At 71.5% G+C, this 14,380-nt stretch carries 14 protein-coding genes; 11 read left to right on the plus strand and 3 right to left on the minus strand.

Annotation, left to right across the window (positions count from 1 at the left end):
• Positions 1-88: 88 nt before the first annotated feature.
• Positions 89-703: a 5-formyltetrahydrofolate cyclo-ligase gene (locus OG509_RS15980; protein WP_406183220.1), complete on the plus strand. Its 615-nt coding sequence runs from the start codon at positions 89-91 to the stop codon at positions 701-703.
• Here the strand turns inward: OG509_RS15980 and OG509_RS15985 are convergent.
• Positions 693-3,554: a penicillin acylase family protein gene (locus tag OG509_RS15985; protein ID WP_406183221.1), complete on the minus strand. Its 2,862-nt coding sequence runs from the start codon at positions 3,552-3,554 to the stop codon at positions 693-695. The two genes, OG509_RS15980 and OG509_RS15985, sit on opposite strands and share 11 nt — an antisense overlap.
• Positions 3,555-3,843: 289 nt before the next feature.
• Here OG509_RS15985 and OG509_RS15990 point away from each other — a divergent pair, with 289 nt between their 5' ends.
• The 5 genes from OG509_RS15990 (at position 3,844) to OG509_RS16010 (ending at position 8,453) form a co-directional block, all read left to right on the plus strand.
• Entirely contained in the window at positions 3,844-5,301 is a 1,458-nt protein-coding gene (locus OG509_RS15990) for a potassium/proton antiporter (protein ID WP_406183222.1), read from the plus strand.
• A gap of 407 nt (positions 5,302-5,708) precedes the next feature.
• On the plus strand, positions 5,709-7,043 hold the full coding sequence (locus OG509_RS15995) for an MFS transporter (RefSeq protein WP_406183223.1): 1,335 nt from the start codon (positions 5,709-5,711) through the stop codon (positions 7,041-7,043).
• A 67-nt stretch (positions 7,044-7,110) separates the two neighbouring features.
• The gene (locus OG509_RS16000; RefSeq protein WP_406183224.1) at positions 7,111-7,416 is read left to right on the plus strand and encodes an FmdB family zinc ribbon protein; all 306 of its coding nucleotides are present in this window, start codon (positions 7,111-7,113) and stop codon (positions 7,414-7,416) included.
• An 84-nt stretch (positions 7,417-7,500) separates the two neighbouring features.
• Positions 7,501-8,334 (plus strand): S-methyl-5'-thioadenosine phosphorylase, encoded by an 834-nt coding sequence (locus OG509_RS16005; RefSeq protein ID WP_406183225.1) that lies wholly within the window; start codon positions 7,501-7,503, stop codon positions 8,332-8,334.
• On the plus strand, positions 8,331-8,453 hold the full coding sequence (locus OG509_RS16010) for a hypothetical protein (protein WP_406183226.1): 123 nt from the start codon (positions 8,331-8,333) through the stop codon (positions 8,451-8,453). The genes OG509_RS16005 and OG509_RS16010 overlap by 4 nt, the downstream gene beginning before the upstream one ends.
• Before the next feature lie 25 nt (positions 8,454-8,478).
• On the opposite strand, the gene OG509_RS16015 is transcribed toward OG509_RS16010, so the two are convergent.
• Entirely contained in the window at positions 8,479-9,459 is a 981-nt protein-coding gene (locus OG509_RS16015) for a zinc-binding alcohol dehydrogenase family protein (protein WP_406183227.1), read from the minus strand.
• Positions 9,460-9,572: 113 nt separating this feature from the next.
• Between OG509_RS16015 and OG509_RS16020 the strand changes: the two genes are divergently transcribed.
• From OG509_RS16020 to mscL, 3 genes are all read left to right on the plus strand, one after another.
• Entirely contained in the window at positions 9,573-9,899 is a 327-nt protein-coding gene (locus OG509_RS16020) for an ArsR/SmtB family transcription factor (protein ID WP_385589419.1), read from the plus strand.
• Positions 9,900-10,047: 148 nt separating this feature from the next.
• A complete protein-coding gene (locus OG509_RS16025; protein WP_406183228.1) occupies positions 10,048-10,575 on the plus strand; it encodes a hypothetical protein in 528 nt (175 codons plus the stop codon).
• A 123-nt stretch (positions 10,576-10,698) separates the two neighbouring features.
• The gene (mscL, locus tag OG509_RS16030) at positions 10,699-11,226 is read left to right on the plus strand and encodes a large conductance mechanosensitive channel protein MscL (protein WP_406183229.1); all 528 of its coding nucleotides are present in this window, start codon (positions 10,699-10,701) and stop codon (positions 11,224-11,226) included.
• 4 nt (positions 11,227-11,230) lie between these two features.
• Here the strand turns inward: mscL and OG509_RS16035 are convergent, their stop codons facing one another.
• Positions 11,231-11,461 carry a hypothetical protein gene (locus OG509_RS16035; RefSeq protein ID WP_406183230.1) on the minus strand — a complete coding sequence of 77 codons (231 nt, stop codon included), beginning with the start codon at positions 11,459-11,461 and terminating at the stop codon, positions 11,231-11,233.
• Between the two features lie 399 nt (positions 11,462-11,860).
• Between OG509_RS16035 and OG509_RS16040 the strand changes: the two genes are divergently transcribed.
• A complete protein-coding gene (locus OG509_RS16040; RefSeq protein WP_406183231.1) occupies positions 11,861-13,015 on the plus strand; it encodes a low temperature requirement protein A in 1,155 nt (384 codons plus the stop codon).
• Positions 13,016-13,078: 63 nt separating this feature from the next.
• Positions 13,079-14,359, plus strand: coding sequence for a cytochrome P450 (locus OG509_RS16045; protein WP_406183232.1), 1,281 nt, complete (start codon positions 13,079-13,081; stop codon positions 14,357-14,359).
• Positions 14,360-14,380 lie beyond the last annotated feature (21 nt).

A 14,380-nucleotide genomic window follows, 5' to 3' on the forward strand; every position in this document is an offset into this window, starting at 1 on the left:
CGATAGTGGGTCGCGCAGACCACTTCGGGTTTGATTCCGGTAAATAGATCCGGCATTGCCCCGATTTGAAAGGAAATCAGAGTCAGCTGTGGTAGAGAACCCGCCCCACTCGTCCGAAAAGGCCCGGCTGCGCCGGGAACTCCTCGCCGCCCGCCGGGCCCTGTCCCCCGGTTCCTTGCGTACGTCGGCCCGCGCGCTCTCCCGCTCCGCCTGTGAACTGCCCGAGCTGGCCGATGCCCGGACGGTGGCGGCGTACGTCTCCGTCGGATCCGAACCCGGCACCCGCGATCTGCTGGACGCCCTGCGCGCCGCCGGGAAGCGGGTGCTGCTGCCCGTCCTGCTGCCCGACAACGACCTCGACTGGGCCGCGTACGAGGGCCCCGGCAGCCTGGCCGAGGCCGCCCACCCCGGGAAGATGCGGCTGCTGGAGCCGTCCGGGCCCCGGCTCGGGCCGGACGCGGTCACCGGCGCCGACGCCGTCCTGCTGCCCGGGCTGGCCGTCGACGGGCGCGGGATGCGCCTGGGGCGCGGCGGGGGCTCGTACGACCGGGTGCTGGCGCGCCTGGCGCGCGCCGGGGCGCATCCCGCGCTGGTCGTGCTCCTCTACGACGAAGAGGTGGTCGCGCGGGTCCCGGAGGAACCGCACGACCACCCCGTTCAGGCGGTGGCCACCCCGTCGGGGGTGGTCAGATTCACGGCTTGAGCGTCAACGTCTCCGTCGTCGCCTTGTCCACGGCCTCCTTGCCGAACGGCCAGTCCAGCAGCTCGCCCTTGGCCCACATCGTCGTCTGGTCCGTGTAGTTGTCGTGGTACGCGTGGCCCGAGGCGCCGGTCAGGTTGATCCAGCGCGACTTGTCCAGGTCGTTGAGGTTCACGACCATCCGCATCGACGGGACCCAGGTGACCCCGTACCCGCTGGAGGCGTTCCAGCCGGTCGCGTTCACGGTGGCCTCGCCGCCGCCCAGGTTCCACGGGCCGCGGTTGAGGAGCCACTGCATGAAGCCCGGGCCACCGGTGCCGATGGTCTGGTTCTTCAGCGTCAGCTGGTGCAGGCGCCCCCAAGTCCAGGTGGACTGGTCCTTGCCGAGCTTGGCGGTCAGCTCCCAGCGGGCGTCCTTCATGGCCCGCGCGAACAGCTGGTCGCGGGTGGCGGTCGCCGGCTGGTTGCGGGCGGCCGGCGTCTGCCACCACGCCGACTTCTCGTCCTTGACCAGGCGGCGGACCACCTCGAACCAGCGGTCGCCGCCGTCCGGCTGCGCAGAGTCGGCGTCGCGCGCACCGCACTCGCGGACCGTCTTGGCCAGGTCGTCGACCGGACCGCTGCTCTCCTCCTGGACGTTCATGCAGCTGCCCTCGATCCGCAGCTCCTTCGGCATCTTGTCGCCGAAGGACAGCTTGAGGATGTTGCGCCAGACCGCGTTGAAGTACGCGGCCGCCGCCGAGTCGGGCTCCTGCGTGTAGTTCCAGCCCTCCAGCAGCTTCTGCGCGGAGCGCACGTCGGGGTCCGAGACCTCGATCTTGGCCAGCATCGGGGTGAGCAGCGCGGCGATCTCGCTGCTGTTGTCCATCTGCATGGTGCGCATGTCGTCGGTGGAGATCTTGCCGTTGTCCTTGGTCTTCGCCTCGATGAGGTCGTTGATCCGCTGGCTGCGGGCCCCGTAGCCCCAGTCGGTGGTCAGGACGTACGGGTACTTGCCCGCGCCGGTCCCGCTCTCCACGACCGCCTGGTTCGCGGTGACGATGTAGCCGCGCGCCGGGTTGTAGTCGTACGGCATCTCGTCCTGCGGGATGTAGCCCGCGTTGCCGTCATTCCCGCCCTTCCAGGCGTACTTCGAGTCCCAGCCCGGGGCCGGCATGCGGCCGTCGCCGGCGCCGCGGATCGGGATGCGGCCCGGGGCCTGGTAGCCGATGTTGCCCGCGGGGCCCTTGTTGTCGGCGTAGATCAGGTTCTGCGACGGCACCTCGAAGTCGCGGGCGGCGGCGCGGAAGCCCGCGAAGTCCTTGGCCCGGTCGAGCGCGAAGACCGCGTCCATCGACTTGCCGGGGTCCAGGGCGGTCCAGCGCAGGGCGACGGCGTAGCCGTTGCCGCGGTCGGGGGCCGAGCTGGAGACGGGGGCGCGGCTGCCGACCGTGCCGAGCTCGTCGCTGCGGTCGGAGATCAGCGGGCCGTTGTTGGTGGTGCGGACGGTGATCTTCTTGCTCTTGCCGCCCGCGATCTTGATGACCTCTTCACGGGTCGTGAAGGGGACCACCCTGTTGTCGTAGACGTAGCCCTCGGGCTTGACCTGCTCCAGGTAGAGGTCGGTGACGTCGGCGCCGAGGTTGGTCATGCCCCAGGCGATGTCGGCGTTGTGGCCGATGACCACGCCCGGCATGCCGGAGAAGGTGTAGCCGGCGACGTCGTACTTGCACTGGTTGGAGACCGTGCGGCAGTGCAGGCCCATCTGGTACCAGACCGAGGGCAGCTGCGGGGACAGGTGCGGGTCGTTCGCGAGCAGCGGCTTGCCGGTGGTCGTGTACTGGCCGGAGACGACCCAGGAGTTCGAACCGATGCCGCTGCCGTTGGGGCCGAGGATCGCGGGGACCTTGTCCAGGGTCTTGGCGAGGGAGGTCAGCGAGTTGCGCAGGCCCACGCTGGCGCCCTGGGCGGTGGTGTCGTCCGCGAGGCCGGTGGGGTTGGCGGGGGCGGTGGAGCCCTGCGCGCCGGTCGAGGCCTGCGAGCCGGTGGCGGCGGAGCCGCCGGAGCCCTTGCCGGATCCCGAGCCGGTGCCCGTGGAGCCCGCGGCCGCGCCCTGGGGGGCGTACTTTCCGCCGTCGATCTTGCCCGCGTCCACGATCGGCTTGTTGCGGTCGAAGGGGTACGGCGGGTACAGCTCGTCGATCTGCGCCTGCGTGAGCTTGTTGGACATCAGCGCGCGGTCGATCTCGTCCTGCATGTTGCCGCGCAGGTCCCAGGCCATCGCCTTGAGCCAGGCCACCGAGTCCACCGGCGTCCACTGCTCGGGCTGGTAGTCGTCACTGAGCTTGAGGGTGGAGTGCTCGACGGAGAGGTCCTTGCCGGACTTCCCCTTCAGGTACGCGTTGACCCCGTCGGCGTAGGCCTGGAGGTACTTCTTCGTCTCGGGCGAGAGCTTCTTTTCGTACTCCGCCTGCGCGACCTGGCGCCAGCCGAGCGTGCGCAGGAAGGCGTCGGTCTCGACCTGGTCGGGCCCGAACATCTCGGAGAGCCGGCCGGAGGTCATGTGACGGCGGACGTCCATCTCCCAGAAGCGGTCCTGGGCGTGGACGAAGCCCTGCGCGCGGAAGAGGTCGTCGTCGTTGTCGGCGTAGAGCTGGGGAATCCCGTGGGAGTCGCGCTTGACCTCGACGGTGCCGGTCAGGCCGGGGACCTTGAGGGTGCCGGTGGCCTGGGGGAACGAGGCGCGGACGTTGTCCATGCCCCAGTACGTCCCGTAGCCGAAGCCCGTGAGGAGAGCCAGGACCAGCACGAGCACGATCAGACGGGCGCGTCGTCCCCTCTTCTTGGCGGGAGGAGCGGTTTCGTTGGCGGGCATCGCTGTCCTTAGAGGGGCAGGGTGGTCCTGGGAGTGCTGGGAGCAACCATAGGCGCAGGACCGGGTCCGTTGATCCGCCAGGGGTCGAGGTGACGAGGACAGGGCCGAGCAGGGGTTTCACAATGTGGTTATCGCGTAAAGGGCGCGTCAAATATTAGGTAAGGTAACGAAGTACCTGCCGATCTTGCCGGACTTGTCGCCTGGAGGAACGTTCCGCCGGGCGACTTGAGGAAAGGGCCGCCCGCTGACCGTCCACACGCTCAATGAGCTCCTGCTGGTCTGCTCGCTCGTGCTGCTCGTCGCCGTCGCGGCGGTACGCATCTCTTCACGCAGCGGCCTCCCCAGCCTGCTCATCTACCTCGGCATAGGCATAGCGATAGGCCAGGACGGCATAGGCAACGTCGTTTTCGACAATGCCGAGCTGACCCAGGTCATCGGCTACGCCGCGCTCGTCGTGATCCTCGCCGAGGGCGGTCTGGGCACCAAGTGGAAACAGATCAAACCGGCCCTGCCGGCCGCGATCGTGCTGTCGCTGGTCGGCGTCGCGATCAGCGTCGGCGTCACGGCCGCGGGCGCGCACTACCTGGTCGGACTGGACTGGCGGCAGGCGCTGCTGATCGGCGCGGTCGTCTCCTCGACCGACGCCGCGGCCGTCTTCTCCGTCCTGCGCAAGGTGCCGCTGCCCTCCCGGATCACGGGTGTGCTGGAGGCCGAGTCGGGCTTCAACGACGCCCCCGTCGTCATCCTGGTCGTCGCCTTCGCGACGGTCGGCCCGGTGGACCCGTGGTACGTCCTGATCGGCAAGATCGCCCTTGAGCTGGCGATCGGCGTCGCGATCGGCCTGTCGGTCGGCTTCCTGGGGGCGTACGGCCTGCGGCACGTGGCCCTGCCCGCCTCCGGCCTCTACCCGATCGCCGTGATGGCGATCGCGGTGACGGCGTACGCGGCCGGCGCGATGGCGCACGGCTCCGGCTTCCTCGCCGTGTACCTGGCCGCGATGGTGCTGGGGAACGCGAAGCTCCCGCACTGGCCGGCGACCCGGGGATTCGCGGACGGGCTCGGCTGGATCGCCCAGATCGGCATGTTCGTCCTGCTCGGGCTCCTGGTCACCCCGCACGAGCTGGCCCAGGACTTCTGGCCCGCCGTGATCATCGGGCTGGTGCTGACCATGGTGGCGCGGCCACTGGAGGTCTTCGTCAGCCTGCTGCCGTTCCGGCTGCCCTGGCAGGAGCAGGCCCTGATGTCGTGGGCGGGGCTGCGCGGCGCCGTGCCCATCATCCTGGCGACCATCCCGATGGTGACCGGGATCGAGGGCAGCGACCGCGTCTTCAACATCGTCTTCGTGCTGGTCGTCGTCTACACCCTGGTCCAGGGGCCGACCCTGCCCTGGCTCGCGCGCAAGCTGGAGCTCGGCGACTCCGACGCGGGCGCCGCCGATCTGGGGATCGAGTCGGCGCCGCTGGAGAAGCTGCGCGGACACCTGCTGTCCTTCGCCATCCCGGAGGCCTCGCGGATGCACGGCGTCGAGGTGAGCGAGCTGCGGCTGCCGCCGGGGGCGTCGGTGACGCTGGTGGTCCGGGACGCGAAGAGCTTCGTACCGCTGCCGTCGACGGTGCTGCGGCGCGGGGACGAGCTGCTGGTGGTGGCCACGGATCCGGTACGGGACGCGGCGGAGGCCCGGCTGCGGGCGGTGGCGCGGGGCGGCAAGCTGGCCGGATGGCTCGGGACGGGCTCGAACGGGGGCTGAACAGCGCCTTCGCGGCCCGCACCCGACTTCAACAGAGCGTTAGAGTGTCGTTCTAATTCTGTGTTTTCGGGGTTTGCGGGCCGTTTCACCCCGCTTCCATGGGCCCCGGAATGCGAACTTCCAGTTAATCGCAGGTGAAGACACCGGATGTCGCCGGAATCACAGGACACATACCCGGTCTGCCTGTACGATAAAGGCACACCACATCGAACCAACTCTGCCTGACGCAGAGCTGGCGCGACCGCAAAGCGGCCGTGGCTCCCTCCCGCAGTGGGCGCCCAGGTATCACTCGGTTCTGCGCAAGAGGACAGCTCTCGGGGCTCCCACATGTACGGGTGCGGTCGCTCACGAGGCGGCACACCGTCCGCAGACGGGGACGCTCTACCAGGCAGCGGAAAGGCCAGGCCGTGACATCCGCGGTCACGACCGACAAGTCCGCCCGCCCCGGTTACGGGCAGCTCCTGCGCACGCCCGGCGCCATCGGCTTCGTCCTCCCGGGATTCGCCGCACGACTCCCCTTCGGGATGCTGACCATCAGCATCCTGCTCCTCGTCCAGCACACCAGCGGTTCCTACGGCAGCGCCGGCATCGTCGCCGCCGTCACCGGCGTCTCGATGGCGCTGTCCGCCCCGGTGATGGGCAAGCTCACCGACCGCCGCGGCCAGAGCGCCGTCCTGGTCCCCGTCGTCCTCATGCACTCCGCCGCCGTCAGCACCCTCGTGGCGCTCGCGCTGCTGGGCGCTCCGGTGTGGGCGCTGGCCCTGGCCGCCGTCCCGGCCGGCGCCTCCGTCCCGCAGGTCGGACCGATGGTCCGGGCCCGCTGGGCCGCCAAGCTCGAAGGCTCCCCGCTGCTGCCGACGGCCGCCGCGTTCGAGTCCGTCACCGACGAGTTCACCTTCGTCGTCGGCCCGGTGCTGGCCACCGCGCTGTGCACCGGCGTCCACCCGGCCGCCGGCCTGATCACCGAGGCCGCGCTCACGCTGGCCGGCGGTCTGGTCTTCGCCGCCCAGCGCGCCACCCAGCCGAAGGCGCACGCCGCCCCGGCCGGGGGCGAGAAGCACGCCTCCGCGCTGTCCTTCCCGGGCCTGCGCGTCCTGATCGTGGCCTTCCTGGGCATCGGCGCCGTCTTCGGCGGCATGCAGGTGTCGCTGGCCGCCTTCTCGAACGAGATCGGCAACCCGGGCGCGAACGGCCTGCTGTACGGCGTCTTCGCGGCCGGCAACATGACCGCGGGCATCGCCTGCGGCGCCATCGCCTGGAAGATCGGCCCGCGCCGCCGGCTGCTGCTCGGCTACGCCGGCCTCACCGTGGCCGCCTCGGTCCTGTGGACCGCGCACTCGATGATCCTGCTGGGCGCGCTCGGCCTGGTCGTCGGCCTGTTCATCGCCCCGGCCCTGATCACCGGCTACACGATGATCGAGTCCCTGATCCCGGCGAACGCCCGGACCGAGGCCTTCACCTGGCTGACCGGCGCCGTCGCCTTCGGTCAGGCCACCGCCGTGACCCTGGCCGGCCGCCTGACGGACGCGCACGGGTCCTCGTACGGCTTCCTGGTGCCCATGGCGGGCACCGTGCTGGCGCTGGCGACCCTGCTCGCGCTGCGGTCGAGCCTGGCCCCGAAGGCCCCGAGCCGGATCATCAACTCGTCGGCGGCATCGCCTGCCGCCGCTGCTCCGGAGGTCCCTGCTGCGCGGGTGAACGAGCGTGGTGTCGGTCACCGCGTGCCGGTGACGGTGGACTGATCGGCCGGAATACGTCACCATGGAACGTCGTTAGCACTCATCGAGTCAGAGTGCCAGGAGGAAATTCGTGCCGACCTACCAGTACCAGTGCACCGAGTGCGGTGAGGGCCTTGAGGCCGTGCAGAAGTTCACCGATGACGCACTGACCGAGTGCCCGAACTGCCACGGACGCCTGAAGAAGGTGTTCTCCGCGGTCGGCATCGTCTTCAAGGGTTCCGGTTTCTACCGGAACGACAGCCGCGGCGCTTCGTCGAGCAGCAGCCCTGCCGCCTCGAAGCCGTCGACGCCCGCCGCCGCCCCGGCCGCTTCGTCGTCGTCCTCGACGTCGAGCACGAGCACCGGCTCCAGCTCCAGCTCCACGTCGGCTGCCTGATCTCTGATCTCGTCCGCTTTTCGTAAGGCCCCGCAGCCCCTTCCGGGCGGCGGGGCCTTACGCATGCCCGGTTAGGGTGGCCGCATGGCTAACGCAGAGATCGGTGTCATCGGCGGCTCGGGCTTCTACTCCTTCCTGGACGATGTCTCCGAGGTCCAGGTGGACACCCCGTACGGGCCCCCGAGCGACTCCCTCTTCATCGGCGAGCTGGCCGGGCGCCAGGTCGCCTTCCTCCCGCGCCACGGCCGCAGCCACAAGGTCCCGCCCCACAAGATCAACTACCGGGCCAACCTGTGGGCGCTGCGCTCGGTGGGCGTGCGCCAGGTGCTCGGCCCGTGCGCGGTCGGCGGCCTGCGCACCGAGTACGGTCCGGGCACGCTGCTCGTTCCCGACCAGCTGGTCGACCGTACGAAGTCCCGCGCCCAGACCTTCTTCGACGGCGAGCCGCTGCCCGACGGCAGCGTGCCGAACGTCGTGCACACGACCTTCGCCGACCCGTACTGCCCGGTGGGCCGCTCGGCGGCGCTGGCGGCGGCGCGGGGCCGGGAGTGGGAGCCGGTGGACGGCGGCACGATGGTCGTGGTCGAGGGCCCGCGCTTCTCGACCCGCGCCGAGTCGAAGTGGCACGCGGCGATGGGCTGGTCGGTCGTTGGCATGACGGGCCACCCGGAGGCGGTCCTCGCCCGCGAGCTGGGGCTCTGCTACACGTCGATGGCGCTGGTCACCGACCTGGACGCGGGCGCGGAGACGGGTGAGGGCGTGTCCCACACCGAGGTCCTGAAGGTGTTCGGCGAGAACGTCGGCCGCCTGCGCGAGGTCCTCTTCGACGCGGTGTCGGCCCTCCCCGCGACGGAATCCCGCGCCTGCCTGTGCACCCACGCCCACGACGGCTGGGACCTCGGCATCGAACTGCCGTGACCGAGGACGCCTTCGTCTTCGCGAGCGGCGGCGGCGGCGGAACCCTGTACGCCATCGGCCCCGACGGCGGCGTGCACCGCCAGCGGGCCGCCGACCCGGTGCCGCGCTGCGCCGCGTAAGGACCGGCGCGTAGCGACCCGGTGCTCACTCGCCCGCGACCCGCAGCAGCAGCTTGCCGGTGGTGGCGCGTCCGGCCAGCAGCCGGTGCGCCTCGGCCGCCCGGTCGAGCGGGAACTCGGCGGTGACCGGCAGCTCGATCCGGCCGCTCGCGGCGAGGCGGAAGGAATCGGCGGCGAGGGCGCGCAGCGCTTCGGGGTCGTCCTGGGCGAGGGTGAGGACGGAGAAGCCTCCGACGGAGAGCCCGCGCGGGTTGAGCTCGGACTGCCCGATCTGCCACGGGGCGGCTGCGCCGGCGTTCCCGAAGGCGACGAGGCGGCCGAACCGCGCGAGGGAGTCCAGGCTGCGGCGGAAGGTGTCGCCGCCGACGGGGTCGAGGGCGAGGTCGACTCCGCGGCCGCCGGTGGCTCGGCGCACGCCCTCGGTGAACCCGTCGCCGACGAACACCTCGTCGTAGCCGTACTTGAGGGCTTCCTCGGCCTTCTCGGGGCGGGAGACGACCCCGTAGACGGCGCTCGCCCCGGCGAGCCGGGCGAGCTGGCCGGCGACCGTGCCGACGCCGCCCGCCGCGCTCTGGACGAGTACGGTCTCCCCGGCGCGCAGCCGGCCGACCCGGTGCACGAGGCCCTGGGCCGTGGGCAGGACCGTCGGCAGGGTGGCGGCGGTGCGCAGCGAGATGCCTTCGGGAAGCGCGAAGACGGTGGCGGCGGGGGCGACGGCGACCTCGGCGTAGCCGCTGTGCGAGGTGAGGGCGGCGACTTCCAGGCCGGGGCGCAGGCCGTCGACGCCGGGGCCCACGGCCCGGATCCGGCCGGAGATCTCCAGGCCGGGGCGGAAGGGAAGGGCCGGGACGCGGTAGCCGTCGGCCCGGGCCAGGACGTCGGCGAAGTTGACTCCGGCATAGGCGACGTCGATGCTCACCTCGCCCGGGCCCGGCTCCGGTACGGGGACCTCGGCGATGTGGAGCACCTCGGGTCCGCCCGTCTCCTGGAACTCGATTGCGTGCATGGCTGGTACCTCCGGCTAGACTGTTCAATGAAATGCGAACACTGCGCACCACGAATGTACGGTTTTCATCGAACATTCCGCAAGGTCGCGCCGACATCCAGGGAGGGACCGCGATGGGACACCGGGCCGAACCCGAGCACACCCACCCCGACGAGGTACCCGTCCAGACCGCCCTCGCCGCCCTCGCCGACCCGGTGCGGCTGCGGCTGGTACGGGAGCTGGCGGGCGCGGCCGACTGGGAGCGCAGCTGCGGCACCTTCGACGTGCCGGTGGGCAAGGCGGCCCTCAGTCACCACTTCGCGGTGCTCCGCGCGGCGGGGCTGCTGGAACAGCGCGACCAGGGGCGGGGGCGCGTCAACCGGCTGCGGCGCGCGGAGTTCGACGCGCGGTTCCCCGGGCTGCTGGCCCTGGTCCTGCGCGAGGAGATCGCCGGAGCCTGACGGCGGCCCACTCGTGTGGGTGACGAGGTTTTCCACAGGCTGGGGATTGTCCACAGGCGTGAGCGGGGTTTCGCGGGGCGGCGGATCGTGAGGGGTGTCCGGGCGCAGGGTCCGGGCATCGGAACTCGATTCGCCGGTGGTGACCGTCATGTCCAAGACCTCGTGCTTCTCCCCCTCTTCCCCCTCTTCCCTCTCTTCCACGTGTCCCCCCGCGCGCCCCGTACCGGCCTTTCCCCCGCTTCGCTCGGGCCGGGGCGCAGACCGGCTGCGCCGCGCCGTACGGCGTCGGCGGCGGGCCGCGTCGGCCGGCCTGGCCGTCCTGGCGGCCGCGCTGGCGGTGGTGGGCGCGGCCGAGGCCCAGGCTTCGCGGGGCGCCGCGCCGCCGGAGGTGAAACCGGCGCCGGCGGCGGTGCGGTGGGTGTCGGCGCCGGTGCGCATCGCGGACGCGGCGACGGTGCGGCTGTTGCGGCCCGGGGACCGGGTGGACGTGGTCGCGGCGGAGCGCGCGGGCTCGCCCCGGGTGGTGGCCGCGGGCGCCCGCGTGGCCGAAGTGCCCGATCCGGAGAAGGGTGCGGGGGACGCCGGGGCACTGGTGGTCCTGTCGGTGCCCCGGGATACCGCGCGAGCCCTCGTCGGGGCGGGCGCGGTGGCACGACTGGCGGTGACGTTGTGCTGAATCGGACTGAAGTGCAGTCAAGTCACCTCAAGTCAGGCCCCGATTGGACACGCCGTGCCCGGACTGCCGTAGCTTTCGGAACCGTTGGCTCCATGTTCGGCGGATTCGAAGAGAGGCTCAGTGGTGAGCGAGAAGAAGAAGGAGAGCGTCCTGGCAGGCTTCAAGGCCTTCCTGATGCGCGGCAATGTGGTCGACCTGGCGGTGGCGGTCGTCATCGGCGCCGCGTTCACGAACATCGTGAACTCGGTGGTGAAGGGGATCATCAGCCCGCTGGTCGGCGCCGTCGGCACGAAGAGCCTGGACGGTTACACGTCCTGCCTGAAGGGCCCCTGCGGCATCGACGCGAAGGGGGATGCCATCGGCGTGAACATCCTCTGGGGCTCGGTGCTGAACGCCGCCCTGACCTTCCTGATCACCGCCGCGGTCGTCTACTTCCTGATGGTGCTGCCGATGGCCAAGTACCTGGCCAGGATGGAGCAGCGCCGCCGGGCCAAGGAGGGCGTCCAGGAGACCATGGAGATCACCGAGCTGGTGGTCCTCAAGGAGATCCGCGACGAGCTCATCGCCCAGCGCAGCCGGAATGGCCAGGGCGGCCAAGGCGGGTATGGCGGTCAGGGCGGCCCGTACGGCAACCCCGGGCAGGGGTACTAGCAGGTCAGACGTGGTGCGGCGGCTTCTCGTCGAGGAAGCGGGCCAGATCGGCCGCGCTCCCGGCGGAGGCCGGCCGCTCGCCCCACCCGCGGTCGGTGTCGTCCGAGGACTGCTGGTCCAGCGGGTCGTCGAAGACGAGCCGGGGCTTGGGCCGCGCCGCGGGAGCGGCCTCGGGCCGGGGCTCGGGCTGTGAGGCCTGCGGGGGCTGCGGGTCGGAGGCGGGGGCGCTGCTCATACCTCCAGGGTACGGCCGCCCCCACCCGGGCCTGCGACTCCGCTCCCGCCCTGGCCCCGGCCCCGGCCCCGGGTCAGCTGGGAGCCTCGGCGCCCGGCCGGGCGTGGAACCACCGGCACACGGCCAGGCAGGTGGCGTAGGAGCCGATGAAGAACGCCCAGAAGCTGCCAGCTCCTGCGTCGCGGAACTCATGGCATGTCCGGGGGGTTTGAGAAGACTCCTGAGGGTCCTGACCCCTCCAGGCTCCGCCCCGCCCGCCCTCCGGCGTCAGAGGAGAACCTCGCGCGGGCGTCAAGGACAAGTCCCCTCGCCCACAGTCCGTAGGTCAGGGGGGACGCTGCCCCGTCGGCGCCGCGCGCCTCGCCTGCCGACCGGCGTACGGCTGCTGTCCTGTGCGGTATGACCTACGTACCGATGACCTCCCGCAGCCGGGACGAGGGCCACCGGGCCTCGACCCCGCTGGAGCTGTTCTTCGACCTCTGCTTCGTCGTCGCCGTGGCGCAGGCCGGCCGGCAGCTCGTCCACGCGCTCGCCGAGGGCCATGTCGGCGCCGGCATCACCGGCTACCTCTTCGTGTTCTTCGGGGTGTGGTGGGCCTGGATGAACTTCACCTGGTTCGCCTCCGCCTACGACGTCGACGACGTGCCGTACCGGATCGCGACCCTGGTGCAGATCTCCGGTGTGCTCATCTACTCGGCCGGGATCCCGCGCGCCTTCAACGACAACGACTGGACCATCTCCGTCCTCGGCTACGTGGTGATGCGGCTCGCGCTCACCGCGCAGTGGCTGCGCGCCGCTGCCGGGGAGCAGGGCCCGGCCCGGCGCACCGCGCTCACGTACGCGATCGGCCTGCTGGTCTGCCAGGTCGGCTGGGTCGCGCTGCTCTGGGCGCCCGAGCAGTCCCGCAGATGGCTGTTCCTGGTGCTCGTGATGGTGGAGCTGCTGATTCCGCTCCTCGCCGAGCGGAGCTACCAGACCCAGTGGCATCCGCACCACATCGCCGAACGGTACGGCCTGTTCACCATCATCGTGCTCGGCGAGACCATCGCCGCCAGCACGGTCGCGGTCCAGTCGGCGATCGACGAGCACGAGGCGCTGGGCGAGCTGCTGCCGATCGCCGCCGGCGGGCTACTGCTGGTCTTCGCGGCCTGGTGGATCTACTTCGCGGTCCCCGCGCACGACCGGCTGCAGAGCAACCGCGAGGCCATCCCGTGGGGGTACGGGCATTACGTGATCTTCGCGTCGGCCGCGGCCATCGGCGCCGGCATCGAGGTGGCGATCGAGCACGCGGTCGGCGAGGCCCACATCTCGGCCCTGTCCGCGAACCTCTCGGTGTGCATCCCGGCGGCGCTCTTCCTGGCCTTCGTCTGGCTCCTGCACTCCCGCCACTTCAAGCGCGGTATCGCCCAGCAGCTGGTGCTGCCGCTCACGGCGCTGGCGATCCTCGCCTGCGCGTGGACCGGCGCGCACGCGGTGCTGTGGGCCGGGCTGGTCGCCGCGGCCTCCGTCGCGGTGGGCGTGACCTTGGCCCACCGCGAGCGTTCTGGTGCGTGAGGACGGCGGGCTCCGCGGCCGCGGCGGCCACGGCGAGCGCGCCGGCGACAGGGAGAAGAAACGATGAACGTCCCGGTACAGCGGTACGCGGACACGGGCGCGACGGTGGCGGAGTACGGGGAGCTCGCCGACCCGGCGTTCTGGCAGCAGCCCCCGGCGGCGCGGCTCGCGGCGTTCGCCCGGCTGCGGGCCCTGGACTCCCCGGTCTACGTGCCCGAGGGGAAGGGCCGCGGGCACTGGGCCCTCGTACGGCACGCGGACGTGCAGGAGGCGAGCCGGCTACCCAAGGTGTTCGCCAGCGCGCCCGGGGTGACCACGCCCGAGCCGGCCCGGTGGGTGCGGGCGCTGTTCGGGGACTCGATGGTCAACCTGGACGGCGCGGACCACGCCCGGCTGCGCAAGATCGTGCAGCGGGCGTTCACCCCACGGCTGCTGGCGGCGGCCGAGGCGGACATCCACGCGGTGGCCGCCCGGATCGTGGACGACGTACTGGCGCAGGAGCCCGACGAGTTCGTCACGGCCGTGGCCTCCCGGCTGCCGCTGGAGGTCATCTGCAACATGATGGGGATCCCGGAGCGCTACCGCGCCGAGATCGCCGACCGCGTCAACCACGCCTCGGAGAACATCGGCGTCGAGCGGGGCCTGGCCTCGCGGCTGCGGATGCCCGGGCGCGGGCTGCGGGCCCTGGCCAAGATGCAGCGGATGGTCGCGGGCATCGGCCGGGAGCGGCGCAAGAACCCCACCGGTGACCTGATCTCGGCCCTGGTCAGCGCGAACGTCAACGGGGCAGCCGGAGATCAGGCGCTGAACGCCCGCCAGCTCGGCGCGTTCTTCTCGCTGCTGATGGTGGCCGGGGTGGAGACCACGCGCAACGCGATCACCCACGGGCTGACCCTGCTCACCGACCACCCCGCCCAACGGGACCTGCTGCTCGGGGACTTCGAGACGTACGCGGACGGCGCGGTGGACGAGATGATCCGCCACTCGACGCCGATCATCCAGTTCCGCCGGACGGTGGCCGCCGAACACACCCTGGGCGGGCACCTGTTCCGGCCCGGCGACAAGGTGGTGCTGTACTACGCCTCCGCCAACCGCGACGAGGCGCTCTTCCCCGACCCCGACGCCTTCGACATCACCCGCTCGCCCAATCCGCACCTGGGCTTCGGCGGCGGCGGCCCGCACTTCTGCCTGGGCGCGCACCTGGCCCGGGTGGAGATGAAGGCCCTGTTCCGCGAGCTGCTGACCCGGCCGGTGGGGCTGCGGGCGGTGGGGCTGCCGGACCTGGCGGGCTCGAACTTCGACAACCGGGTCCGCTCGCTGAAGTTCGCCTTCGAGCGCCCCTGAGGGGCGCGGCCGGCCACCGGG

Origin of the sequence: Streptomyces sp. NBC_01006, from assembly GCF_045162725.1 — a bacterium.
Lineage (GTDB): Bacteria > Actinomycetota > Actinomycetes > Streptomycetales > Streptomycetaceae > Streptomyces.